The sequence below is a fragment of the Desulfovibrio desulfuricans genome, assembly GCF_004801255.1.
Taxonomy (GTDB): Bacteria; Desulfobacterota; Desulfovibrionia; order Desulfovibrionales; family Desulfovibrionaceae; genus Desulfovibrio; species Desulfovibrio desulfuricans_C.
The window spans coordinates 1,262,120-1,285,548 of sequence record NZ_CP036295.1 but is presented as its reverse complement, the minus strand read 5'-3'; the positions used below and the strand labels follow the sequence as shown (position 1 = coordinate 1,285,548).

Genomic DNA, 23,429 nt, shown 5'->3' with positions numbered 1-23,429 from the left:
GACATAGTCCAGCCGCCGGAGGCGGCGCAAATTTGCCTGAAGGAAGGAGCAGCCCTCATGAAATCTCGTCTTCACCTTCCCCTGCTGATTGCCTGTTTTGCCCTTTTGACCGCGTGCGGCGGGAAGGTAATTCCCACCCGGGACGGCAACATGCCCACATGGATGGGCACACTTGAAGACCTCCGGCGCTACCCCCAGAACCTGGATGAATACGCCAAGGCCGCAGGCGAAAACAAACAGCTCATTTCAACTGCCGAGCAGGCAAACCAGGCTGCCAGATTTTTGCGCATTGTCTTTGGCCCCTGGGAGATGACCAGAACGTCCATCCACAAACGCGATGTGTCCGTGTTGTTTAACAAGGCGCGCGGCTATAAAAACGGCGACACCCGCTGGACCCAGGCGGAATGGGACTACATGAGCGCCAATGCGGCTCTGGGCGCATACCCCTCGCTCAGTCAGCCCGCCATAACCGTGCGCAACGCCAACCTGCGCGAGCTGCCCACAAACGAGCCGCGTTTTTCAGAGCCTACGCCCAACCCCAAGTCCAACCCGTTTGATTACTTTCAGTATTCACTGCTGCCCGTGGGCACGCCCGTACTTATTGCGCACACTACCCGCGACGGACGCTGGCATTATGTGGAATGCCCCGTGGCTGGCGGCTGGGTTGCGGACGAAGACCTGGCCCCCGTCAGCGCGGAGTTCAGGCATATGTACCGCAACAACGCCTTTGCGGCGCTTGTGCGCGACCGGGTAACCATGGTTACGCCCAACGGTCCGGTTACCGCCAATATCGGCGCACTGCTGCCCATGCGCAACGGCGCGTCCATGGCTGAGGGCTCCGGCCAGATGAGCATAGAAATAATGACCCCGGTCAAGGGCGTGGACGGCATGGCCGAGCTGGCTCAGGTATCGCTTTCCTCCGCCGACGCGGCGCCCTGGCCCATGCGCATGACCCCCGGCAACGTGGCCAAGGTGGGCAATGTGATGATTGGCCAGCCCTACGGCTGGGGCGGCATGTTTGGCGACCGCGACTGCTCTGCCCTCACGCGCGAGCTGCTTACCCCCTTTGGCATATGGTTGCCGCGCAACTCAGTGGCGCAGGCACGCACAGGCGCGGTCAACATGCTTGAAGGCCTGCCCACAGAAGCAAAGGAAGACGTGATTTTGCGCAACGGCGTGCCGTTTTTGAGTCTGGTGGGCATGCGCGGGCATATCATGCTGTATGTGGGCAAGTACAACGGCCGGCCAGCCATCTTCCACAATGTGTGGGGCGTGCGCACGGTTGAAGGCAGCGACACTGATGGCCGCTTTGTCATCGGCAGGGCCGTGGTTACCTCCATCACTCCCGGCGCGGAGCTCAAAAACCTTTACCGCACAACGACATTTGCAGACAGGCTGCGTACGTTGAGCACCCCGGCGGACACGCTTCAGTGACAGAACTGCGCCTTGCAACTACCGCAGACGATGCGGGCCAGCGCCTTGACCGCGTGCTGCGCCAGGCAGCGCCGGAGCTTTCGCGGGCAGCGCTGCAAAAGGCTGTTCAGGCCGGGCGTTGCCAGATAGACGGCCTGCCCGAAACCCGCGCCGACGCAAAAATACGCGCCGGGCAGACTATTGTGCTCAGTCTGCCGGAGACCTCCACAACCCTGCAGGCGGAGGAGGGGCATCTCGAACTTTTATGGCAGGACGAGCACATGGTGGTCTGCAACAAACCTGCGGGGCTTACGGTGCACCCCTGCCCCTCATGCCCGGAGCAGACGCTGGTGCAGCGGCTGTTGGGGCGGTTTCCGCAGCTTGGCCGGATAGAAGGCCAGCGCCCCGGCATTGTGCACCGGCTGGACAAGGCCACAAGCGGCATCCTGCTTGTGGCCCTGACGGAGCAGGACCGCCTTTTGCTCAGCGAAGCTTTTGCCCGGCGCGAGGTGCACAAGGAATACCTTGCGCTGGTCAGCGGCGTGCCATCGCCGCAGGGTCAGTGCCTCGAGCCCATAGGCCGCCACCCCACAGCAAAAATCAAGATGGCCGTGGTGCCGGAATCGCGGGGAGGCCGCCCCGCGCATACCGAATGGAAAACCCTGTGGACAGCGCCTGACCGGCGGTTTTCGCTGCTGGCGGTGCGCATACATACGGGGCGCACGCACCAGATACGCGTGCACTTGGCCCATCTTGGGCATCCCCTGCTTGGCGACAGGCTGTACGCCCCCAAACAGGTTCAGGCCCTTGCCCCACGGCAGATGCTGCACGCATGGCGCATCAGCTTTACCCACCCTGCCACCGGCGCGCCCATGAGTTTTGCCTGCCCGCCGCCGGACGACATGCTGCTGTCCGCGCTGCAGGGCTGCCGCCGCATGCGGCGCGTCATTGTTACGGGCAACCCCGGCAGCGGCAAATCCGCCTTTACCCAATGCCTGGCAAGGTTGGGCGTGCCTGTTTTCAGCGCTGACGCGGCGGTTGCGCAACTGTACGGTCCCAAAGGCGAAGCGGCCAAATGGATTGGCCGTATGGCTGGCGACACCCCGCTGCTCGGCCCTGACGGCTCGGTGGACAAGGCTGCCCTGCTGGAGGCCATGCGCGACAATCGCGAGCTGCGCCGCGAGGTGGAGAAGCTCGTGCATACGCTGGCGCGCAACGAGCTTGAGGCCTTCTGGGCGCAGCAAGAGTCGCTGGGGGCTCCTCTGGCGGCTGCTGAAGTACCTCTCTATTTTGAAACCAGCTGGCAGCACAGCTTTACGCCCGAGCCGCACGTGGTTGGCATTTGTTGCCCCCTGCCCGTGCGCGCGCAACGCATAGAGGCCAACCGGGGCTGGCCGCAGGACAAAATTGAGGCTATTGAAGGCTGGCAATGGCCGCAGGAACGCAAAATGGCCGCATGTGACACGGTGGTGCAAAACGATGGATCTGCGGAGATATTATGCGAACGCGCGCAAGAATTTCTTGAAAAAATGCGCGCAAAAGATCAAAAGGATGAACAGGCCCTTGCTAAACATCTTGTCCGTCTGTGGCAATAAATAAAGGCAACTTTAATCAGAAAAAAAAGGCAATCAGAAATCACTTATCCGCTGAAGTTTCATGAACTTTTCATCTTATTTGTCATTTCTTGACACTATTCGCTCTATTCGCGTATAGGCAATCTTTAAATTTTCAGAGCAAAAGCATCAGTTGAAGTAAGCAATGTCAGACACACATCAGCCATATCAGGGCAACCTTGCCAACCCCCTGGTACTGGCCTTGGAAATATCGAGTTCAGCCCTTCTGCACGTCAGCAAAGAGCCTTTTCTCAGAGCAGCGATGGCCAGCATTGGCGAATCGCTGCACTGCGATACGGTGTCTCTGGTCGAATTTGACGACGAGCAGTGGTTTGCGCCCATAGTCTGGCGTTCCAGCATGCACCCGGATGCGGGCATGCCCGCTGTTACCCTGCACGATATCGCGCCAGTCCTCAGTGTTTTTGAGGAAGGCAGCAGCATGTGCGTGGCCGACACGGCAACCATGCCCGAAGGGCCGCAAAAAGACCTTTTTCTCTTTCGTGGAGTCAAATCGGCCATCTGCGTGCCCATTGCCCATGACGGCCAGCTGTTTGGCGGTATTTGTCTTTTGCGCCGCCGGTATATCGGCAAATGGACTATTGAGGATTCCAGCCTCTGCCATCTTTTGGGCAACATCCTTGCCATTACGCTTACGCATTTTCGCCTTTACGGGCAGTTACAGCGCAAACACCGCCAGCTGCATGATATCCTTGGCGCTTTTTCCGACCCTGTCTGCATAGTTGACATGGAGACGTACAAGATACTTTTTGTCAACAACAGCGTAGAAGAAACCTGCCAGCATAAGGACGATTCACTCTCCAATATCTGCTACAAAAGGTTTATGGGCCGCGACGCGCCCTGCCCCTTCTGCACCAACGCCATCATTGCGACCTCTGGCGAACCCTACCACTGGACCTACGAAAACAAGGTGAACAGGCGCACCTATACCGTCGTTGACAAGGCCATCAAGTGGGACAACGACAAGATGGTTCGTCTGAGCATCGCGCGCGACGTTACCGATCTGTTGCAGACGCAGCACGAAAAGCAGAACGCCCTGGTGGCCTCGCAGGCCAAGAGCGAGTTTCTGGCGCACATGAGCCACGAAATACGCACGCCCATGAACGGCATCATCGGCCTGACCCACCTTGCGCTGCAGTCAAACCCCAGCGACGACCAAAAAAATTACCTGCAAAAAATCCGTTCTTCCGCCACTAATCTGCTGGCCATTATCAACGATATTCTGGACCTTTCCAAAATCGAAGCCAACAAGATGGTGCTTGAAAACACCAATTATCCGCTGGAAGACGTGCTTGAATTTGTGCACACATCCCTGCGTTTTCCCCTTGAGCAAAAAGGGATTGAATATATTTGCAGGGTTGGCGACGAGGTGCCGCTCAAGCTGTGGGGCGACAGCCTGCGGCTCAAGCAGGTGCTGCTCAACCTGATGAGCAACGCCGTCAAGTTTACCGCCGAGGGGCGCATTTCGTTGTGCATCGACCGCGAAACAGCGGGCGATACCGACAACCTGCACTTCAGGATTACCGACACGGGCATGGGCATCAGCCGCGAATACCAGCAGTTTCTCTTTGACCCGTACACCCAGGCAAATGCCAGCATCAGCCGCCGGTTTGGCGGTACCGGGCTTGGATTGAGCATCTGCAAGCGTATTGCAGAGCTTATGCACGGCTCGCTGTGGTGCGAGAGCGAGCTGGGCAAGGGGTCGACCTTTCACCTCAGCATACCCTGCACGCCCGCGCGCAACGTCTACTGCCCGCCGGAGCACAATACGTCCATCCCCATGCCGCTTGACGGGGCCGGAGAGTGCAGCGTTCTGGTTGCTGAAGACAACGAAATCAATGTGGAAGTGTTGCGCGCAATGCTGCGCCAGCTGGGCTTTGAGTGCGATGTTGCGTCCAACGGCAAGGAAGCCCTGCGCATGGCGACGGAGACCCCATATGATATTGTGCTCATGGACGTAAACATGCCGGTTATGGACGGACTGACCGCCACGCGCGAGCTGCGCCGCACACTGCCCAAGGATAAAAACAAAAAAAGCCTGCCCATTATCGCCCTTACCGCCGCCACCATGCCGGACAATATTGCCGAAATCATCAATGCCGGCATGAACGACCACATAGCCAAGCCTTTCAGTCAGGACATACTGCGCAAAAAGCTCGCCGCATGGCTCAACCTGCACTGATACCGCCCTCCATGTCCGCCGCCAAAGTTTCCAAAACCAATGCCGCCAGAATTCTTGAAAGCATGGGCATTGCCTTTGAGCTGCATACCGCCGAGGTGGACGAAAGCGACCTCTCTGCGGTAACCATGGCGCACAAGCTGGGCGTTGACCCGGCATGCGTGTTCAAAACCCTGGTCGCACGGGGCGACAAGACGGGCGTTCTCATGGCCTGCATACCCGCAGCGGCGGAGCTTGACCTCAAGGCGCTGGCAGTCGCCTCTGCCAACAAGCATGTGGAGATGGTTCCGCTCAAGGATGTGCGCCCGCTCACCGGCTACATACGGGGGGGATGCTCGCCGCTTGGGGCCAAAAAGGCCTATCCTGTCTTTATGGACGAAAGCGCCATTCTGTACGACTATATCTTTGTCAGCGCTGGGCAGCGCGGCGTGCAGCTGCGCCTGCCCCCCGACGATCTGCTCCGGGCCGTTGCAGGGCAATACGCTCCTCTGGCGCGGCAGTAAGCTCCCCCGCCTTTTTACGCATCCCGACCAGCCGGGCGGTCTGGCAGCCAGCCCCGAAGTCACGGGTCCCAAGCACTACGCCCACGCACAGGAGGCTACATGCTGTACTACCACGCGGATGTCTTTTGCCAAAAACCCATGACCGGCAACGGGCTGACGGTTTTTGTCGCACCGTCCTTTCCCGAGCGGGCCGTGATGCAGCAAATTGCGCGGGAATTCCGGCAGTTCGAGACGATTTTTCTTGTCAGATGCGGCAAAAACAGCTTTGATGCCCGCATTTTTACTATTGAAGAAGAGCTGGACTTTGCCGGGCATCCCATCCTGGGCGCAGCGGCTGTGGTGCGGCACGAATTTTTACCGAGCGACGCCGGGGTTGTTTTCTTCAACCTGAACAGCCGACAGGTTTCGGTTTCCTGCTCGGCGCGGGGCGACTGCCATGACTGCTGCATGGACCAGGGACAGGCGGAATTTGTTTGCAGCCCGCAGCCCCAGGAGTACCCACACCTTCTGCAGCCGCTTAACCTGAGCGAACACAACATGACGCCGCAGTTTCCCCTGGAAGTTGTTTCGACCGGTCTGCCCTATCTGCTTGTACCCGTAGTTTCAGGCCTCGAGCAGGCCCGCATTACGACTGACGATTATGAGGGCAGACTTGCCCGGATCGGTGCAAAGTTTGTGTACGTCTTTGATGTAAATACACTGGAAGGCAGAACCTGGGACAACGCAGGCCTGATCGAAGACGTGGCCACCGGCAGCGCCGCAGGGCCAGTGGGGGCCTACCTTTACAGCCGCAACAGATTTTTTCCCGCCGAGGCCATTGTGCTCAGGCAGGGGCGCTTTGTGGGGCGCGATTCAAAAATCGGCATCCGCAAGGACAAAGCCAGCGGCAGCATGCTGGTAAGCGGCGAGGTGCGCCTGCTGGTGCGCGGCGAGTTTACCCCTGAGCTGTAAAACAGCGGCAGCGCAAAATTCAATTGCCAAAACCCAGACGCCGGGCGGAAACGCCCTGGAATTTCATTCTGACGCTCGCGCCGCCTATACGGCAAAATCAGGCAGACATCTCTTGTTGCTCGTGGTTCTTCACCATCCTGCTGCAACCCCTGGCGCAACACAGGGGCAGCAGCTCCCCTCTGGACCCGCGCAAAAATCTGCTTGCAAGACCGCTATGGCATGAATTGCACTTTTTTGTGCGGCCCGGCTACTGACAGTTTTTGCGGGGCAAACTTTCATCCTGTTTGGCAGATTCCCTGCCTTTGATTTTTCTGAACAACGTGCTGCGGTCCATCTGCAAATGGCGGGAAAGCTCACGCAGCGACCCATAGCGTTTCAAGCCCTGCTCAATGACGGCATTTTCCACATCACGCATAATGCTTTTGAGCGACCGTCCCTCAATCTTGGGGTACCAGCAGTTTTCACCTGCCGACGCTTGGCAGGGTTCGTGGCTGATGCCTGCGAGGTCAGCGGCGTCAATAACGCCCCTCTTGCAGGTCACAACCAGCCCCTGCACAAGGTTTTCAAGCTCACGCACATTGCCAGGCCAGCGGTATTCCTGCAGAATTTTTTCTGCGGATTCGGAAAACCATGCATTTTTTCGGTATCTTCTGGAATAATAAGCCAGAAAACCCTCGGCCAGCGGCAGAATTTCGACCTTGCGCTCGCGAAGCGGCGGCACGGTAACGACCACAACCTTGAGCCTGAAATACAGATCGGCCCGAAACATCCCCCTGTCGACCTCACGTTCCAGATCCTTGTTGGACGCCGCCACAATACGTACATCCACCATTTTGGGAGCTGTTGCACCGACGCGCTGTATTTCCTTGTCCTGAATCAGGCGCAGCAGGCGGGACTGCATGGGCATGGGCAGCTCCCCCACCTCATCCAAGAACAGGGTGCCGCCCGAGGCCACCTCAATCAGGCCGGCTTTTCCGCTCCGGCTGGCGCCGGAAAAGCTGCCGGACATATAGCCAAATAGCTCTGATTCAATCAGGTTTTCCGGGATACTACCGCAATCTACCTTGATAAACGGCGCATTGGCCCTCTGGCTTTGCTGGTGGATATGCCGGGCCACCATGTCCTTGCCGACGCCGGTTTCGCCCTGAAGCAGAACCGTTGCATCTGTTGCCGCAATGCCTGACACCTCGGCATACAGGCGCTGCATAACCGGGCTTTTTACAACACGCGGATACTGACTGCCCGATTTGCCTTCATGGTTCATGGATTGAAACGTTTCCAGCAGTTCCCTCTGCGATGCTATTTCCTCGCGCATTTCAGCCAGCGCCGTGACATCGCGTATAACAGTAACAACGTAGATAACGCTGCCGTTTTCATCCTTGACGGGGTGACCGTCCAGCAACATCGTGCGGCCATTATAAAGGTTTTGCACACTTGAAAACGGCCTGCCGGATTCAACGATGCGCGGGTTGAGCACCACGTCAAAGACACCGCTTTGCACCATGTCCTGTATGCGTTTGCCGATCATCATTTCCTTTGGAATTCCCGTAAGTTCAGAATGGCGGGTATTAACCAGAACCACCTGACCTTCGTGATCGGTAACGCATATGGCGTCCTGAAACGTATCGCACAGTTGTTCCATATACTCGGCAAGCACTGTTGGTCTTTGCATATGCGCTCCCCAGTATGCTGCACGGTTTAGGCGGTCAACTGCCCGGCGCTCACTGTTGGCATACGCAGCCGGACGCCCGAGCGAACTGCGACGGTCACCACCATTTGATTTTTTCTGTCACATAGTCGCGGATGGCAACAAACTTGGGATCATCAAACTGCCGTGGTCGGGGCAAATCCACAATGACTTCTTCCTTGATGGTGGACGGCTTGGGAGAAAGTATCAGGATACGCTCCGCAAGATACACGGCTTCTTCTATATTGTGGGTAATAAAGGCAACAGTGCTTCCAAGCTCCTTCCAGATGCGCATAAGCTCGTCTTCAAGGTAGTAACGCAGTTTTACGTCAAGCTGCCCATAGGGTTCGTCCATAAGCAGCAGGTCGGGATTGATGGCAAAATTTCTGGCAATAACCACCCGCTGCTCCATGCTGGCCGAAAGCTGCTGGGGAAAGTAGGTGCGGTATTTCATAAGGCCAACCACATCAAGCATGCGTTCAACACGTTTTTCAATTTCATCTTCGGGCAGCCGCTTGATGCGCAGACCAAAACGGATATTGTCTTCCACTGTAAGCCAGGGAATGGCGGACACTTCCTGAAACACAAAAGCAATATTGTGTTTTCTGGGGTCGGCGGATTCTCCATCGACATTTATGGATCCGTGCGTAATGGGAATAAAACGTGAAAGACAGTTCAAGAATGTTGTTTTTCCGCAGCCAGTCGGCCCCACAATGCACAGCATTTCGCCCTTATAGATATCGAAGTTGATATCATTGAGCACCAGCAGGTCGTCGTACCGCTTGGTCAGACTGGAAACCGAAACCTTTACTTCCCGGTTTGCGGCGTAGGTGGCTTTATTTCCAAATAACATACTTGTCTCCTACAGCACCAAATCGGTGTCTTCTGAAATCTGTTTGCGCATGGCAAGAAATGTGGGATGCGTGTACTCGCGAGGTGACGGAATATCAATGTTGTACTCTGTTTTTACCTTGCCCGGCATGGCGGACATAACCACAACCCTGTCGCCAAGGTAAATGGCTTCTTCAATATTATTGGTTACAAAGCAGACAGTGCGTTTTTCTTTTTCCCATATGCTGCGCAGTTCCTGTTCCATCGCGTAACGGGTCTGGGCGTCCAGCGCGCCAAATGGTTCGTCCATCAGCAGGATGTCCGGGTCATTGGCGTAGGCACGGGCAATGCCCACGCGCTGCTTCATGCCGCCCGAGAGCTGCGCCGGGTAGGCCTTTTCAAAACCTGTAAGTCCCACAAGCTCTATATATTTGTGGGCGATTTTAAGCCGTTCCTTTAAGGAAACACCGCGCACTGCAAGACCAAAGGCCACATTGTGCTCTATTGTTTTCCACGGAAAGAGCGCATAGCGCTGAAACACCATGCCCCGGTCTGTACCCGGCCCTGAAATGGGCACATCGTTGATGCAGATTGATCCGGCAGTGGGTTCCAGAAGCCCCGCCACGCAGTTGAGCAGCACGGTTTTTCCGCTTTGCCCAGGCCCAAGAATGACCAGAAACTCGTTTTCGTACACCTGCAGTGAAACCTTGTTCAGTACATGCAAAAGCTGTTTTTGCCCCGGCACATAAAAAGTTTTGGAAACGTCATTGCAGGCAATTTTGACTTTTTTTTCGGCATTCATACCATTTCCCTCCTCCAGGGGCAGAGCACACGTTCAACCCAGCGCAAAGCCGCCGCCAGCAGGGAGCCCACCACACCGATGAGTATCATTCCCACGAGAATCATGGAGGACTTGTTAAGATCCATGCCCTGAATGATGATAAAGCCGACCCCCTCGCGCGCGCCGACCATCTCTGCCGCAAGCACGCACATCCAGGCCATGGAAAGGGCATTTTGCACGCCCGCAAATATGGACGGCATGCAGGCAGGCACAGCCACGTTGAAGAACTGCTGCGACCGGCTGGCGCCAAAGGATCGCGCCGCATCTATCAGCAGAGGGTCTACATAGCGCATGCCGGTGTATGAGTTGAGAATCATGATGACAAAAGCGCCTACAAAACAGATGAAAATCTTTGAGCCTTCCGCAACGCCAAGCCAGAGAATGGCAATGGGTATCCATGCAATGGGCGGAATGGGGCGCAGCAATTCAAAAATGGGGGAGACTATTTTTTCGCACACTCTGCTCCACCCCATCAGCAGGCCCAGTGGCAGCCCCATGAGTATGGCGAGGCCAAAGGCTATCAATACCCGTTGCAGGCTGTAGCCCACATGGCCAATAAGGCTGGTGCCGCCAACAGGGACATGGCAAAGCCGGATAAATTCATGCCACACCATCGCGGGCGAAGGCAAAAATTCCGGGTTGACCTTGAGGGACACAAGCCCCCACAGCACCACAAAAGCACAAATAGATGCCATAGGCGCAAGCCAGGCGGAATGGGCCTTGATAAATCCATTCATGAGAGCCTCCTTGACGAGGCAAAACGTGCTTCTATCCTTGTGAGAATCCAGGACATCAGCGCACCCAACAGGCCGATGGTCAGCATGCCGACAATGATGATGTCAGGTCTGGCAAGACGTCTGCCCTGCTGGATCATAAAGCCCAGCCCAACCGAGGCAGCCAGCAGCTCTGCGGCCACAAGGGTTGTCCACGCCGCATTGAGCGAAAGCTTCATGCCTGTAAAAATCATGGGGATTGCCGAGGGCACGCCAATTTTGCGAAATGTTTCAAAATTGGAAGCACCGTAAATTTCCGCTACGCGGATAAGCACGGGATTGGTAAGGCGTATGCCGGTATAGGAATTGATTACACAGGGCACAAAGGCAGCCAGAAAAATGATAAATGCCTTTGCGGGCATGCCGATGCCCAGCCACAGAATGGCAATGGGAATCCATGCAATGGGCGGGATGGGCCTGATGGCGTCAAATATGGGCCGCACAAGCATGTTGACCCTGGGGTACCAACCCATAAAAAGCCCCAGCGGAACCCCGATAACCACGGCAGCCACAAAACCGGTCAATGCCAGCAGCAGGCTGGCTGCGGCATGCTGCTGCAGCAGACCGCCGTCGGGATTAACTTGCGTGAATTTTTCAAAAAAAACGGTGATGACTTCTGACGGCGGTACGAGCTGGTAGGGGCCGATGATCTCAAACCGGCAGATCATTTCCCATACCAGAATAAAAACCGCAAAGCTCACCATTGATATCCAGTTTTCCTTGGCTGCGGTTGCAAGGTAGTTGGCCTTCTGAATTTCAAGGCTCACCTCTTCGCTGCCGTCGTTTTTCTGTTCATGGATGGGCGTCATTGTTGCTCCTCGGTTCCCGGGGCCGCAGACCCTTGGCTGTCGGCCCCGGAAAGGCGTATAAGGCGGCTATCAGATGCAGCCGTTGCCCGTTACTTTGAGGTTTCTGCAGCCAGCTTCTTCATGAAACTGGGATCAATGAAGAAGTTGGCCTTGACGTAACGGTCAAACTCCTTCTTGGTGATACGGCCCTGATCCAGCATGAAGTTGGCAACGCCGCTCATCCAGGCAGCCAGCTTGGCTGGGTCTTCAAGGGCGCTGACCTGCTCGCTCACGCTGAACAACGGGCGATACTTGAATTCCATCCGCACCTGTTCTTCGGTAAGTTCAAGCCCGCAGTAACTGTTAAAGTATTCAAGCAGGGGCTTCACGTACGGCTCGGGGTTGGTCTTCATGCCTTCGATAACGCGCATGTAGATGCCAAGCCAGGCAACCACCAGGTCGGGGTGCTTTTCCGCAAAGTCCTTGCGCGCGCCGATGCCGCCGGCAATACGAACCTTGGCCGCCATGCCCGACGAAACCTTGGTCCAGCCCTTGGCTTCTGCCACATAGCTGAGCGGGGCCCACAACTGCAGGATGTCCCCCTGGCCTGCGCTAAAGGCTGTCATGGCCTGGCCCTGTTCCATATGTACAATGGACACATCGCTGTCGTTAAGGCCCAAAGCTTTTAGCGTGGCGGTCAGGGCGTAGTGGCCAGTGGAAACGGTGGTAGCCAGAATTTTCTTGCCCTTCCAGTCATCTGCATTGCCTATGATTTCCGGAAAACCGGCCAGTGCAGCCTTGTGCTTGAGCAGGGGCGAATCGGGCCTTACCCACAAATCGTTTGTAGCGCCTTCCTCGTTGGACACGCCGATGAGCTTGTAGCCATAGCGCATGCTGGCCATCATGGTTGGCACCGTGCCCATGGACCCGATGTCCCACTGATCAGCGGCCAGAGCTTCCGTCTGGGGTGCGCCAGAGGCAAAAAGCATGAACTTTACGGTAAAGGGGGCGTCTTTAAGCCAGCCCTGTTTTTCGGCATACCACATGGGAAAACCATGCAGACAAGGTTGGGCGCTGGTACGGACAACGGGTTTTTCTTCGGCAACGGCGGCCTCGGGCAACAACCCTGCGGCCAGACTTGCCAGCAACATAAAGGCGGCACATAGTTTTTTCATCTACAGACTCCTTTTTCTCAAACACAAAAGACCAATCATATCTACAGCCAAGCCCTTTCAACGGGCACTAAAACCACCATCAACCATAATTACCTGACCGGTTATGTACGCGGAGGCGTCGCTGGCCAGAAACACGGTGCAACCGTAAATATCATCAAGCCTGCCGTTGCGCCCAACGCATGTCTGGGAAGCGTTCTTTTCGGCCAGCTCGCTATTCTCAAATACCGGACGCGTCAGTTCTGTGGGGAAAAACCCGGGGCCTATGGCATTGCAGGTTATTCCGTACGGCGACCATTCTCTGGCAATGGCCCGGGTAAGCTGGACAATCCCCCCCTTGCCCGCCCCATAAGGGGCACTGTCGGCAAATGCGCGGAAAGACTGGAGGGAAGCGATATTGATTATTCTGCCCCATCCCCTGTGACGCATGTGGGGAGCCAGAATCTGGGAAAGAAAGAAAGGAGCGGAAAGGTGAAGGCTGAGCTGTGCGCCCCATGATTCGGGGGTTACCTGACTGAACGGCTGACGAAGATTGACGCCGGCGGCATTGATCAGGATATCAACAGGCCCAAACCTGTTTACAATTGACCTGCCGCACGCAAGCGCAAGCTCTGGCCCGGAAAGATCAGCGGAACAGGTCTGAACGCTCACCCCCTCTGCCTGCAGTTGCGCAGCAGCCCGCTGCAGCGCGTCTTGCCGTCTGGCTACAAGAATGACTTCTGCACCTGCCAGCCCCAGAGCATGGGCCATAGCCAGCCCCAAACCAGAATTGCCGCCGGTAACAAGGGCTGTCTTACGCGAGAGATCAAACAAAGCTGCTAAAAGCATAGCGTCTCCAGTAAAAACGGCTGCAAAAGTGCACAACGCTTACGGGGAGTACCTAAAACAATGTAGCAGTTTTGAAAGAGCAAAAAGCAGGCCATTTGTGATTTTTTTTACAAAACAGATAAAATAAACGTATATATCACTTGTTATAAAAAAAATAATATATTAATATTAGTGACTTATATATTTATATGAGATTGTACCAATATTAACAAATACGATCATCGGCCTGTACCATCCGTCATTGCCTTCTCTGCGGCTTGGGCTGCAAACCTGAATTTTTTATATTCTCTTAATTAACAGATAGTTATAATAATTAATAATGATTTTCTTTCGTAATTAACAGTAGTGCAATCCACATGTTGCAATAAAACAACATGCGATAATTGTACATTACTTGTTTTATTTTAGCGAGTTATCAGTACAGCACCTGAGTATGTTGTGCAAAAATACACAAAAGTCTGGTTTCTTGTTGCAAAAAAGCATCAACGAAAAGCTCAAGCGTTTATTAAAAAAATTGATCAGTTATTAATTTTTGCAACAATCCGGCAAACAGATGGTTACCAATGAGGCCCTTGCAGCTGCGTTCAGGACATGCGGCGCAAGTATAAAACGGGCAAGCTGGGCCAGGCAAATCAGGGGGGATATTAGGGAATACCGAAGAGGCGGGATGTGCCACGGGTTGCAGACCGCGTCCTCGGCGGAGTGCTCCGCAACTGCTTTGCACAAATAGCTTTGCGAATTTTGTCAAACAAACGTACCTGCTGCCAGACTGGCACACCAGCCAGAAACTGGGGTTGCACAGCAAAGGGGCGCACCCTCAAACCCAGCTGCAAATGCGAGCCTCTGAGTTTTTTGAGGCGCTGTGCATGCACGTTCTATTTCGGCAGTGGCCCATCTTCCGGCGGCATGCTGCAAAGGAGTGCCGAGGACAGACGCTGCGCAACTACCTTGAGCATGCAGCCAACCCAATAATGCCCGCACGAATCATTAATCGTCTTTAACACACAAATATTACGAACAACAACGCCAGGGCGTCTTTGCTCTGGCGTTGCTGTTGCGGGCAATATTGCTGCAGGGCGTCATCAGGCGGAGATGTCCCTAAGCCGCTGTATCTTCTGGTCATCAAGCCGGGCTCCATCCAGGGCGTACTCCCGCCCAAGGTAGGCGTACTTGGGCTGCCCCATGCGGTGGTAGGCCAACAGTTCATACTCTATGTTGGGACGCCGGGGGATAGATTCGCGTATGGCGAGGATATCATCCTCGTTGTCGTTAAAGCCGGGGATAACGGGCGTGCGCACCAGGATGGGCAACTGCGGAAAATCCTCGCAGACTCGCGCAAAATTACGCAAGATCAGCATGTTGTCCACGCCCGTATGCTGTTTGTGCAGCACAGGGTCAAGGCTTTTGATGTCAAAAATAAGTTTGTCCAGGTACTTGCACGCCTCGTGCAGGTATTCGTAGGGATAACAGCCGCAGGTCTCAATGGTGGTGTTGATATGATGCCTGCGGGCCTCGCGCAGCAGTGCAGCGGCAAACTCGTGCTGCATCATGGCCTCGCCGCCAGACAGGGTCATGCCGCCGCCGGAGCGATGATAAAATACGCCGTCTTCTTCAACCTTATCGAGCACCTGCGCGACACTCATGGTTTCGCCGTACACGCTCTGCGCACCAGAGGGACAGGCGCGCACGCAGTCAAAACACTCGCGGCACTTGCTGCGGTCGTGCATGATCAGGCCGTTGACCAGGCTCAAAGCGCCCGTTTTACAGGCCGTAAGGCAACGCCCGCACACCTCTGCCGTGAGACAGCGCGAGGGGTTAAAGGCGTGCTCTGGCTGAAGGTTTTGCGATTCAGGATTACTGCACCAGCGACAACGCAGGGGGCAGCCTTTTAAAAATACCAGGGTGCGGATGCCTTCGCCATCGTGCACGCTGAATTTTTGGATATTAAAAACAATACCTTGCACTTGCGCGTCAGTCATGGGGGTATCCTTCGTGTGCGGCCAGCCCTGGCGCACCGGTTGAAAGAAAGGGCAAGCCCTGCAGGAGGGAAATTTTGCGGGGAGGGCGCCCCCTCCCCTTTTGGGTTTGTCTGCTGCGTATTGCGGAGAGAACCCGGCGGGCGGCATGCATTGCGGCAAGGAACCTGACGCAGCCGAAGGGGCAAACCGCCCGCCGCAAGCGACCTAGAACTGGGTGTGTTCCGTACGGTCGATGATGTCGTTCTGCAGATCACGCGACAGATCGCAGAAGTACGCGCTGTAGCCCGCAATGCGCACCAGCAGGCTGCGGTAGTTGTCGGGTTCTTTCTGGGCGTTGAGCAGGGTCTGCTTGTTCACGATATTAAACTGCAAGTGCCACAGCTTGAGGTCGCACCAGGTACGTATGAGGTTGACGATCTTTTGCGTGCCGTCATCACCCGCCACGCACTTGGGCGACAGCTTGATGTTGAGCAGGCGCGAAGCGCGGTTGATCATGCCGTAGTTTTTGGAGTGATAGTTGGAGAGCAGCACAGCGGTGGGGCCGTTTTTGTCCGCGCCGTGCGAGGCGGACGAGCCGTCGGAAAGCGCCGTCCAGGCATGGCGGCCGTTGGGCGTGGCCGAAACCACCTTGCCAAAAGGCACGTGCGAGGTGATGGGCACGTAACGCACGTCCACATGCACGCCCCGGTCGCGCGAGCTTTTTTCTGCCTCCACCTGGGTAAAGCGATCCACGTCCTTGGCAATGCTGTCCACATAGGGGTCGTTGTTGCCGTAGCAGGGAGCGTTGCGCAGCATTTCGCGCACGGGTTCATACCCCTTGAAGTCGGCCTTGCAGGCCTGCACAACTTCCTGCATGGACAGGCGCTTGTCGTCAAACACCAGCTTTTTGATGGCGGCAAGCGAGTCTACCACCGTGCCGTAGCCCAAAAATTCAAAGTACGAGTAGTCCACACCGCCGGGGATTTTTTCGCAGTGCAGGTCCATGAGGTTTTCCATGCACAGGTTGTGCAGCACGGACGAAAGCGGCGCGGCAAAGTGCTGCGGGCGCAGCTTGTCCACCACGTGCTGCTGCTGGAAGGCCTTGCGCAGCAGGTTGAGATGCTGGGCCTGATAGGCTGCGTAGAATTCCTCCCAGCCCTTGAAGCTGGTCGCTTCGCCCGTTTCAATGCCCACGACCTCGTCGCCGTAGTGCTGCATGCGGCCATTGTACAGGGTCATTTCAAGCGCGGTGGCAAAGTTCACGTACACGCAGCCCGAGGTGTAGGTATCGCGGTTGGGCATGCGGGTTTCGGTGCAGCCCGAAACGGCGTAGTCCAGAGCTTCATTAACCGGGCAACCCTTGATGGTGTTGAGGAACACCACTTCTTCGTCATTGATCAGCTTGGGAAAGCCCGAGCCGTCCTTGATGGTCAGGGCCACTTCGCGCAAAAAGCGTTCGGGCGAGCGGGAATGGATGCGGGCCGCAAGGTCGGGATAGTTAAGCGGAAACTCGCGCTTGGATTCAAGGAACAGGTACGTCAGGTCATTGGTGGCGTCTTCGCCGTCGGGGGTCTGCCCGCCGATGGTTACGGCCTCCCAGTGGGCGTAGCCTTCCTGAAATTCAACGCCCGTAGGGTTGATGTACAGGTCGATAAACTGGGCCATGTCCACCCACATGCATTCAAGCAGTTCCTTGGCTTCTTCGCGGGTAAGTTTGCCTTCCTCAATGTCCTTTTTGTACAGGGGGTACAGGTACTGATCCATACGACCATTGGAAATAATGGCGCTGGCCTTTTGCTCAATGCGCGAGAACATCTGCACAAACCACTGGCACTGCATCGCTTCGCGGAAGCTGCGGGCAGGATGCGCGGGCACGTGGTCGCAGGTTGCGGCAATCTGCAGCAGCTCGGCCTTGCGCTTGGCGTTGGCCTCTTTGGCGGCCAGATCGCGGGCCAGATCGGCGTGGCGCTTGGCCCAGATCATGATGGCGTCGCACACGATGATCATGGCTTCGAGGAAGGGCTTTTTATCCCACAGATCAACGGAATTGGTCAGATCGAGGGTGGCCAGCTTTTCGCGGGCCTCTTTTTGAATGTCGAGAAAGCCGCGCTTGATGACCTTTTCGTAGTCCGGCACCCACTGCAGGGCCGAGCGGTACGAGGAGGTTTCGCTCACCACAAACTTGGACTTGAGGCCGCGCTCGTCCACATAGGTGACGTTGCGTATTTCGGCTGGCAGGGTTTTGTTGAGGTGCTCGTGGTAGGTCTTGCCCTCCCAGTAGGGGGCAATCTCTTCCATAACAACCTTGATGTCTTCCTGTGAAATCTGGAAGGGGCTTTTGTCGCGGTGCTCAAGGTCGGCCAGCACCTCGCGATAAAAGTCGCCGTCGATTTCAGGATACAGGATGCCGTAACGCCCAAACTTGCCCACGCGTCCAGCGATAAGCTGATTGGGGGTGATGTAGACGGTGATTTTTTCCGCCACGTTTTTCAGGGCCTTGGCCCAACGCAGGGTCAGCAGTTCGCCTTCGGTCCCGCGCATGGATTCGGTGAAATACTTGGCGCGTTCAACGTCCACATGGGGAAGGGTGAACTGGTTTTGTTCCAGAATGCCGTAAACACGTTCGCGCCCTTTGCGATCAACGCTTTTATTGGCAACGCGCTCTTCCTGGGGGGACATGCAGCAACCGCACTGACTCATGATTAAACTCCTGGATGGTGAGTATATTCAAGCGAGATGCTTGTGATATTCATCGCAATACCCATCTATGAGCATCATTCGTGCCACTACTGCTAACTATATGTTTTTAAACATTTTACTTAAATTTTCCCTCAATATTCACTTTTCCCCAAAGCGTTCCCATGTTGTAATTTTGCAACAAAATTTTAGTAATAATCTTATTTTATTAAATAAATTAAAAAAGTGTTTTTTTGCAACAGTGCAAAAAAACACTTTTCACAAGCAGCCCCAATTAAAACTCTCAAACAAGTCTTTACCAACCAGTATTTGCGGCTATGGCAAATGGGAGCCATCTAAACTGGCACGCTCCTCCTTACATGAAAAAGCAGCGCGCAACATCAAACAGTGGCTACGATGATTCGGGACGATTTGCCCAGATGCAGCTTTTTTGCCCCTTCTTAGTGCATCTGTGTAAACTTTCTTACCAAACCGGGATCATCGCCGGTTGTTTTTCGCAAAAGTTCTGCCCAGCGACTCCCCAGATCACTGAGGGTTGCGCTTGTGGGTTCTGCGCCGCCACGGCCCGCTCAAGCTCATTCTGGCACTGCTCCACATATGCCCATGTTACGCCTGAAGGGCAGTCCAGAGCAGCCGAATTGATGCCGCCCTTGGATTTGGTGCAAGATGGTGCGGAAAAATCAAGCAAAAGGGTTAGGGAATTAACCCTAACCCTTGATTTTACGTGGTGCGGGAGCGAGTGCCATTTATTAGACACAACACGCTTAAATATAAACATAAAAGTAATTCAATAAAAAAAGTTGCCCCTAAAGTTGCCCCCTTTTTCATTCGGTGCCATACTGGCGGGGCATCCAGTGGGCAAGTGGGTCGAAGAGAGTGGGCATGGGGAAGAGGATAATATTAGCGATGCAATGTGCGTGTGGCTCATCATTGCCAGGGCTATGCCCATTCTGCTGGACATCTTATCTTTTTGCCATTTGGCTTTACAAGGACTGTCGGGAGAATAAAGTTTTCTAGCGAGTTATCGTCAGTTTTATAGCTTAGATGGGCTTCTTTTTTCATTTCACCAGTATATCTGTGGTACGGGAAAATTACCCCTACGGTTGTTTGAGGAAAGTCCTGTTTAATTAATCTTATGGCTGGGATCATGTCTGTGTCCCCAGTGATTAAAAAAACTTTTTCGACACCTTGTGACGCAAGCCTGTAGGCAAAAAGCGCGATATTAACATCAGTGGCTTTTTCTTCATGCTTAGTGAAATTTTTTTCACAGTATGGGCATCTGGCTGTTTTTTCTTTAAATTTTCCAAGAACTACGTTTACGCCCATCACCCCACACGCTTCTATAAAAACGCTATGGCGCTTTACAGCGCGTTCGCGCCAATTGGCCAGGGCCGTAAAATAGGTGATACTGTGCAGCGTGTCTTCTTCCCGCATGAAGTGCTTGCAGAAACTTGAATAGTCAAACCATTTTAGCTTATTATTAAGATATTGTATTGAGTGGTAAAAGTTGAAACCGTCGATGAGAAAAGCCGTATGCATCTCATTTCCCCAAAAAAAGAAACCCCGGTGCGTACACCGGGGGGTCGCAGACCCGATGCCGCGAAGGCCGACAATCTGCGGGTTGATTTGTGATTTTTGTATATACACATATATCGCATGCGTCAATAAAAAAGCATGTTTTGTATTTACAAATTTGCTCGGAAAGCCTTATTCCACGCGGGTTTTGTGACGTCAAGGCTATGCTTTTTGTATATACAATATGCTGATGTTCCAAGGAATTTGTGCGTGCTGTGCCCACTAAAGAAGGCATCCATGCTACCGACACCCTTTGATCAAAAAAGGCCACCCCGAAGGATGGCCCCATCGCTGGTTGCCTCGCACTTGTCCCGGCCCATGTACTGAGTCGGGATTTTCGTTTTAGATGGTCAGGCTTAGATTCTAGGCCGCTTTTCTCGCCATCTCCGATAGCAGATCATCCAGCTGCTTTGCCGCATTGGCGATCAGGCCAAAAGCGCCGTCAGCAAGTCGGCCTTCGTTGGTGTCCGCCCTCATGAGGCGGCGTGCTTCGTCTGCCAGGGTGACAATATCACTTGCCAGCAGGGAAGCAGAATCGAGGCTTATATCAATGGTGAGGCGAATATCTTCACTCATGGCTTGCCCCTTTGCCGGGTTTCTGCGCCGCCGCTGCCCGCTCAAGCTCATTCTGGCACTGCTCCACATAATCGCCCAAGGTGTGCGCGGCGTGGGCCATAAGGTTCAGCCCGGCAAGCAATGACTGCTCGGCGGTTTCGTCACCAGACTTTAAGCCGTGGTCAAGGTAGGTTTCCCGCAATCCACGCGCCATGAGTTCAATGGATTCAGACAGCATGATTGCGTTGCCGTGGTCGCGTATGGTCAGGGGGGTGCTATTCATTGTCAGCCCCCTTGCATCCATTTTGACGCACTGGCGTCTGTCCGATTGCATCAATGGTCAGGTGCGACAGGTGCGCGAGGATTCGCTTCAGGCCCAAGCGCCCGCAGTCGGAGAACGTCAAAGGGGTATCCAGGCGTTCTTCCATGTTCACGACTTCGGCAAGGAATGTTGAAAGCTCGTGAGCTTCCCATAGCAGGGTTTGCAAATCAGGGTCGGATTCTTTGGCGAGGGCGTGCTTGCTGATAGTTTCGGAAGGAGATAAGGATTCCATAGCTGTGAACCTCCTGGGGTTCGTGGTTAAGCTCGGTTGGGAAGTTGCCGCTTCCTTGCCGGGCTGTTTGTTTATTCCTTGTTTGCCGCTTTGCCCGAAAGAAATTCATCCAGAGCTTTGCGGGTAACGCGCCACTGTCGGCCTACCTGAACCGCGTTAACCTTCCCGCTTTGCAGGAGGGTAAGGGCTGAATTACGCCCAACGCGGAGGTATTCCATGACTTCTTCAAGGTTCATTGGCCTATTGGCCTTTTCCTCTTCTGTCAGTGGGGTCATTTGTTCACCTCCGTTTTTTTCTTCTTGCCATTTTCGTTTAATTTATGCAGCTATAAATTTAATAATCTCAATTCAAGTTTAAGAAAGTTTACATATCACCTCTTATGAGACATGGACCAAAAACAAATATTCAATGATTATCAGCGTTTCACAAAATGGCCCTGCGCACATTAAATTATTGTGCTACGAAACATATACAGCGTGCCACTCTATTCTCTGTGAAACATTTTGCCGGGCAGAGGGATGGCATGTCCACCATATGTACTCCACGCTGACAATCTGCCAGCCGCCACATTTCGGCTCTGAGGCGTTACTTTTGAGTAGGTGACACATTTGTAGAATGCGGCATACGGCGAATGCGTAGCGTACCGGATGCAAAAAGAAAAACCCCGCAATCGCGGGGCTTGGTGGGGGCTAGTAAAAATGTAGATCAGTGTAATGCACGCCTTTTATGACATCCTTACCAATTTTTTTGTTTATGGATTTTAATATCTCATTGGATAGTGCTAATTTTTGTTGCGGTGCTTCAAGAGATTTTAATGTTTTCTCTCTTAACAGTGCAGTAACTGTATTGTGAATTGTTTTTGACTCTTTAATTATTTCAACTGGAATTACACCTTCGTTCAAGTCTGCCGTAAAACTCGCCCTAATGAAGCTATCCTTATTTTTCCCAGACAGCTTAACATTAAACTCGCCAAGTTCTATATACTTTTGTGCATTGATTTGGTCTATAAATTTTATCGCAGGCGCATATCCTTGTGCCGCGCTTTGTTCCAGAAGTAGCACCCCTTCTGAAATGTCCTTTTTTATATCCATACCTTCATAGCAAGCTCTGCCATATTCATAGAGGGCAGTTTTGTTGCCCTGGTCGGCGGCTTTTTTATACCAAGCGTACCCTTTAGCCACCCTGTCTTTAAGATCGCTGGTTAAAAGCTTATTTCCATAGATATACGCCCTGCCTAGGGCTATCTGAGCCTTTACGTCACCACCCTCAGCCAATTTTTCATACGCGCTGACGGCTTCAATAGTTACAGGCTCAGCGTATGCGATTTTTTCTTCAGCTGGGACAGATGCAGTTTCTTGTTTGTCTTGAGTTTCTTTGAAAAAGAAAACAAACGCAAAAATAGAAACGACAAACAATGCCACGATAATCAATAAGACATTGCTCATTAGTTTAATTTTCTTTTCTGAGTTCTCTTCTTCAATTTTAAATTTTTTGCATCTATCGCAGTCTCCATGCCCCAATATGGCCCTACAGGATTCACATACCTTTTGATTTTTTTGTAGTGCAATTTGATAGTTCTTTTCTTTTATGCACGCTTTGCAATGTCCATCACCAAGGGCAGAGTGGCAAACATTGCAGACAGGGTTCCCGCTTTTTTTTGCAGAATCGTAACCTAGGGACATTCTAGCCTGATCACACACTTCGCACGTGCCAAGCCCTTTTGGGGTATTGCACTTTAAGCATATATCTAACGGTTCAACGTCATGACCACAATGTTTGCACACAATGGCTTCTATCTTGATATCTTCTGCACAAAATGGGCATTTGCGGGTGTGTTGTAACTGTAAGCTTGGTGGAGATGTTTGGACAGTGTCTTCTTTTGGCATAAAGCCGACAGCAAGTAACGCTATTGGGCCAAACAGCAAACCAAGAAAAAACCATCCCCCAAATCCACGACCTTTGCTTGAGGCAACAGTTGCGGCGAAAAATCCGCAGGCGATCCATACTAATATATACTCCATACGCTCACCCACCCAATCAATTTTTCTTCTTGCCTACCAGCATCAAGCGTGCATGGCAACGGATCGAGTTCCCTTTCCAGTGTCGTTTGCGGGACGGGGATGCTTTCCGCGAAGCTCGTCACTTGCGACCACGTGAATTGGCCCCATGAGAGAAACACAAGTTTTCCCTAGCTCACGATTTCAACTTTTTTCAACCAGTAGGACTGAGGTTTTATGAAGCTGGGGGGGGGAGGGGTAAATCTTGGGACTGTTTGGCTTTAAGACCGTGCGGATTCTATTTGAATCTATTTTAGACAGAAATGGCCCGGAATAATCCTCTCCATGTGGGGATTACGCCGGGCCGTGTTGTTTGTGGGGAATTGGGGGGCCGAGGTAGCCTTCCCCTTTGCCGTGCATACCGAACCGAAGGCGAAGCGAACAAAGGTTGAACAATGGATGAGCAACGGTGAAGCAAGAGCGAAGCTCGGATGAA

The 23,429-nt window shown here is 53.8% G+C and carries 21 protein-coding genes; 6 read left to right on the top strand and 15 right to left on the bottom strand.

The window, feature by feature from the left end; genetic code table 11:
- The first annotated feature begins 57 nt into the window (after nt 1–57).
- The 5 genes from DDIC_RS05410 to DDIC_RS05390 all read left to right on the top strand — a co-directional run bounded on the left by DDIC_RS05410 (nt 58) and on the right by DDIC_RS05390 (nt 6,677).
- On the top strand, nt 58–1,434 hold the full coding sequence (locus DDIC_RS05410; protein WP_136399495.1) for an NlpC/P60 family N-terminal domain-containing protein: 1,377 nt from the start codon (nt 58–60) through the stop codon (nt 1,432–1,434).
- Nucleotides 1,431–3,008, top strand: a complete 1,578-nt coding sequence (locus tag DDIC_RS05405; RefSeq protein WP_136399494.1) for a dephospho-CoA kinase — start codon at nt 1,431–1,433, stop codon at nt 3,006–3,008. The genes DDIC_RS05410 and DDIC_RS05405 overlap by 4 nt, the downstream gene beginning before the upstream one ends.
- Nucleotides 3,009–3,171: 163 nt before the next feature.
- The gene (locus DDIC_RS05400; RefSeq protein WP_136399493.1) at nt 3,172–5,226 is read left to right on the top strand and encodes an ATP-binding protein; all 2,055 of its coding nucleotides are present in this window, start codon (nt 3,172–3,174) and stop codon (nt 5,224–5,226) included.
- Nucleotides 5,208–5,726 carry a Cys-tRNA(Pro) deacylase gene (gene ybaK / locus DDIC_RS05395; RefSeq protein ID WP_247647563.1) on the top strand — a complete coding sequence of 173 codons (519 nt, stop codon included), beginning with the start codon at nt 5,208–5,210 and terminating at the stop codon, nt 5,724–5,726. Before DDIC_RS05400 ends, ybaK begins: the two co-directional genes overlap by 19 nt.
- A 99-nt stretch (nt 5,727–5,825) precedes the next feature.
- Nucleotides 5,826–6,677, top strand: coding sequence for a PhzF family phenazine biosynthesis protein (locus tag DDIC_RS05390; RefSeq protein ID WP_136399492.1), 852 nt, complete (start codon nt 5,826–5,828; stop codon nt 6,675–6,677).
- Nucleotides 6,678–6,924: 247 nt separating this feature from the next.
- Here the strand turns inward: DDIC_RS05390 and DDIC_RS05385 are convergent, their stop codons facing one another.
- The 9 genes from DDIC_RS05385 to hpsG form a co-directional block, all read right to left on the bottom strand.
- Nucleotides 6,925–8,349, bottom strand: a complete 1,425-nt coding sequence (locus tag DDIC_RS05385; protein WP_247647562.1) for a sigma-54 interaction domain-containing protein — start codon at nt 8,347–8,349, stop codon at nt 6,925–6,927.
- Nucleotides 8,350–8,443: 94 nt separating this feature from the next.
- Nucleotides 8,444–9,217 (bottom strand): ABC transporter ATP-binding protein, encoded by a 774-nt coding sequence (locus DDIC_RS05380; protein ID WP_136399491.1) that lies wholly within the window; start codon nt 9,215–9,217, stop codon nt 8,444–8,446.
- Between the two features lie 9 nt (nt 9,218–9,226).
- A complete protein-coding gene (locus DDIC_RS05375; protein WP_136399490.1) occupies nt 9,227–9,997 on the bottom strand; it encodes an ABC transporter ATP-binding protein in 771 nt (256 codons plus the stop codon).
- The gene (locus DDIC_RS05370) at nt 9,994–10,773 is read right to left on the bottom strand and encodes an ABC transporter permease (protein WP_136399489.1); all 780 of its coding nucleotides are present in this window, start codon (nt 10,771–10,773) and stop codon (nt 9,994–9,996) included. Before DDIC_RS05370 ends, DDIC_RS05375 begins: the two co-directional genes overlap by 4 nt.
- Nucleotides 10,770–11,618, bottom strand: coding sequence for an ABC transporter permease (locus DDIC_RS05365; RefSeq protein WP_136399488.1), 849 nt, complete (start codon nt 11,616–11,618; stop codon nt 10,770–10,772). Before DDIC_RS05365 ends, DDIC_RS05370 begins: the two co-directional genes overlap by 4 nt.
- Before the next feature lie 89 nt (nt 11,619–11,707).
- On the bottom strand, nt 11,708–12,772 hold the full coding sequence (locus tag DDIC_RS05360) for an ABC transporter substrate-binding protein (protein WP_136399487.1): 1,065 nt from the start codon (nt 12,770–12,772) through the stop codon (nt 11,708–11,710).
- A gap of 57 nt (nt 12,773–12,829) precedes the next feature.
- Complete coding sequence (locus DDIC_RS05355) at nt 12,830–13,597, bottom strand: SDR family NAD(P)-dependent oxidoreductase (protein ID WP_136399486.1); 768 nt, start codon at nt 13,595–13,597, stop codon at nt 12,830–12,832.
- A gap of 1,082 nt (nt 13,598–14,679) precedes the next feature.
- On the bottom strand, nt 14,680–15,576 hold the full coding sequence (gene hpsH, locus DDIC_RS05350; protein ID WP_136399485.1) for a (2S)-3-sulfopropanediol dehydratase activating enzyme: 897 nt from the start codon (nt 15,574–15,576) through the stop codon (nt 14,680–14,682).
- A 204-nt stretch (nt 15,577–15,780) separates the two neighbouring features.
- The gene (gene hpsG / locus DDIC_RS05345; RefSeq protein ID WP_136399484.1) at nt 15,781–18,255 is read right to left on the bottom strand and encodes a (2S)-3-sulfopropanediol dehydratase; all 2,475 of its coding nucleotides are present in this window, start codon (nt 18,253–18,255) and stop codon (nt 15,781–15,783) included.
- A gap of 67 nt (nt 18,256–18,322) precedes the next feature.
- On the opposite strand from hpsG, the gene DDIC_RS05340 reads away from it, so the two are divergent.
- Entirely contained in the window at nt 18,323–18,652 is a 330-nt protein-coding gene (locus DDIC_RS05340) for a hypothetical protein (protein WP_136399483.1), read from the top strand.
- Nucleotides 18,653–19,191: 539 nt separating this feature from the next.
- Here the strand turns inward: DDIC_RS05340 and DDIC_RS05335 are convergent.
- From DDIC_RS05335 to DDIC_RS05310, 6 genes are all read right to left on the bottom strand, one after another.
- Nucleotides 19,192–19,791 carry an NYN domain-containing protein gene (locus DDIC_RS05335; protein WP_136399482.1) on the bottom strand — a complete coding sequence of 200 codons (600 nt, stop codon included), beginning with the start codon at nt 19,789–19,791 and terminating at the stop codon, nt 19,192–19,194.
- 399 nt (nt 19,792–20,190) lie between these two features.
- Nucleotides 20,191–20,403, bottom strand: coding sequence for a hypothetical protein (locus tag DDIC_RS05330; protein ID WP_136399481.1), 213 nt, complete (start codon nt 20,401–20,403; stop codon nt 20,191–20,193).
- The gene (locus tag DDIC_RS05325) at nt 20,396–20,665 is read right to left on the bottom strand and encodes a hypothetical protein (RefSeq protein WP_136399480.1); all 270 of its coding nucleotides are present in this window, start codon (nt 20,663–20,665) and stop codon (nt 20,396–20,398) included. Before DDIC_RS05325 ends, DDIC_RS05330 begins: the two co-directional genes overlap by 8 nt.
- Nucleotides 20,658–20,936, bottom strand: coding sequence for a hypothetical protein (locus DDIC_RS05320; RefSeq protein WP_136399479.1), 279 nt, complete (start codon nt 20,934–20,936; stop codon nt 20,658–20,660). The genes DDIC_RS05325 and DDIC_RS05320 overlap by 8 nt, the downstream gene beginning before the upstream one ends.
- Before the next feature lie 71 nt (nt 20,937–21,007).
- A complete protein-coding gene (locus DDIC_RS05315) occupies nt 21,008–21,211 on the bottom strand; it encodes a helix-turn-helix domain-containing protein (RefSeq protein ID WP_136399478.1) in 204 nt (67 codons plus the stop codon).
- A gap of 414 nt (nt 21,212–21,625) precedes the next feature.
- Complete coding sequence (locus tag DDIC_RS05310) at nt 21,626–22,957, bottom strand: flagellar basal body-associated FliL family protein (protein ID WP_136399477.1); 1,332 nt, start codon at nt 22,955–22,957, stop codon at nt 21,626–21,628.
- Nucleotides 22,958–23,429 lie beyond the last annotated feature (472 nt).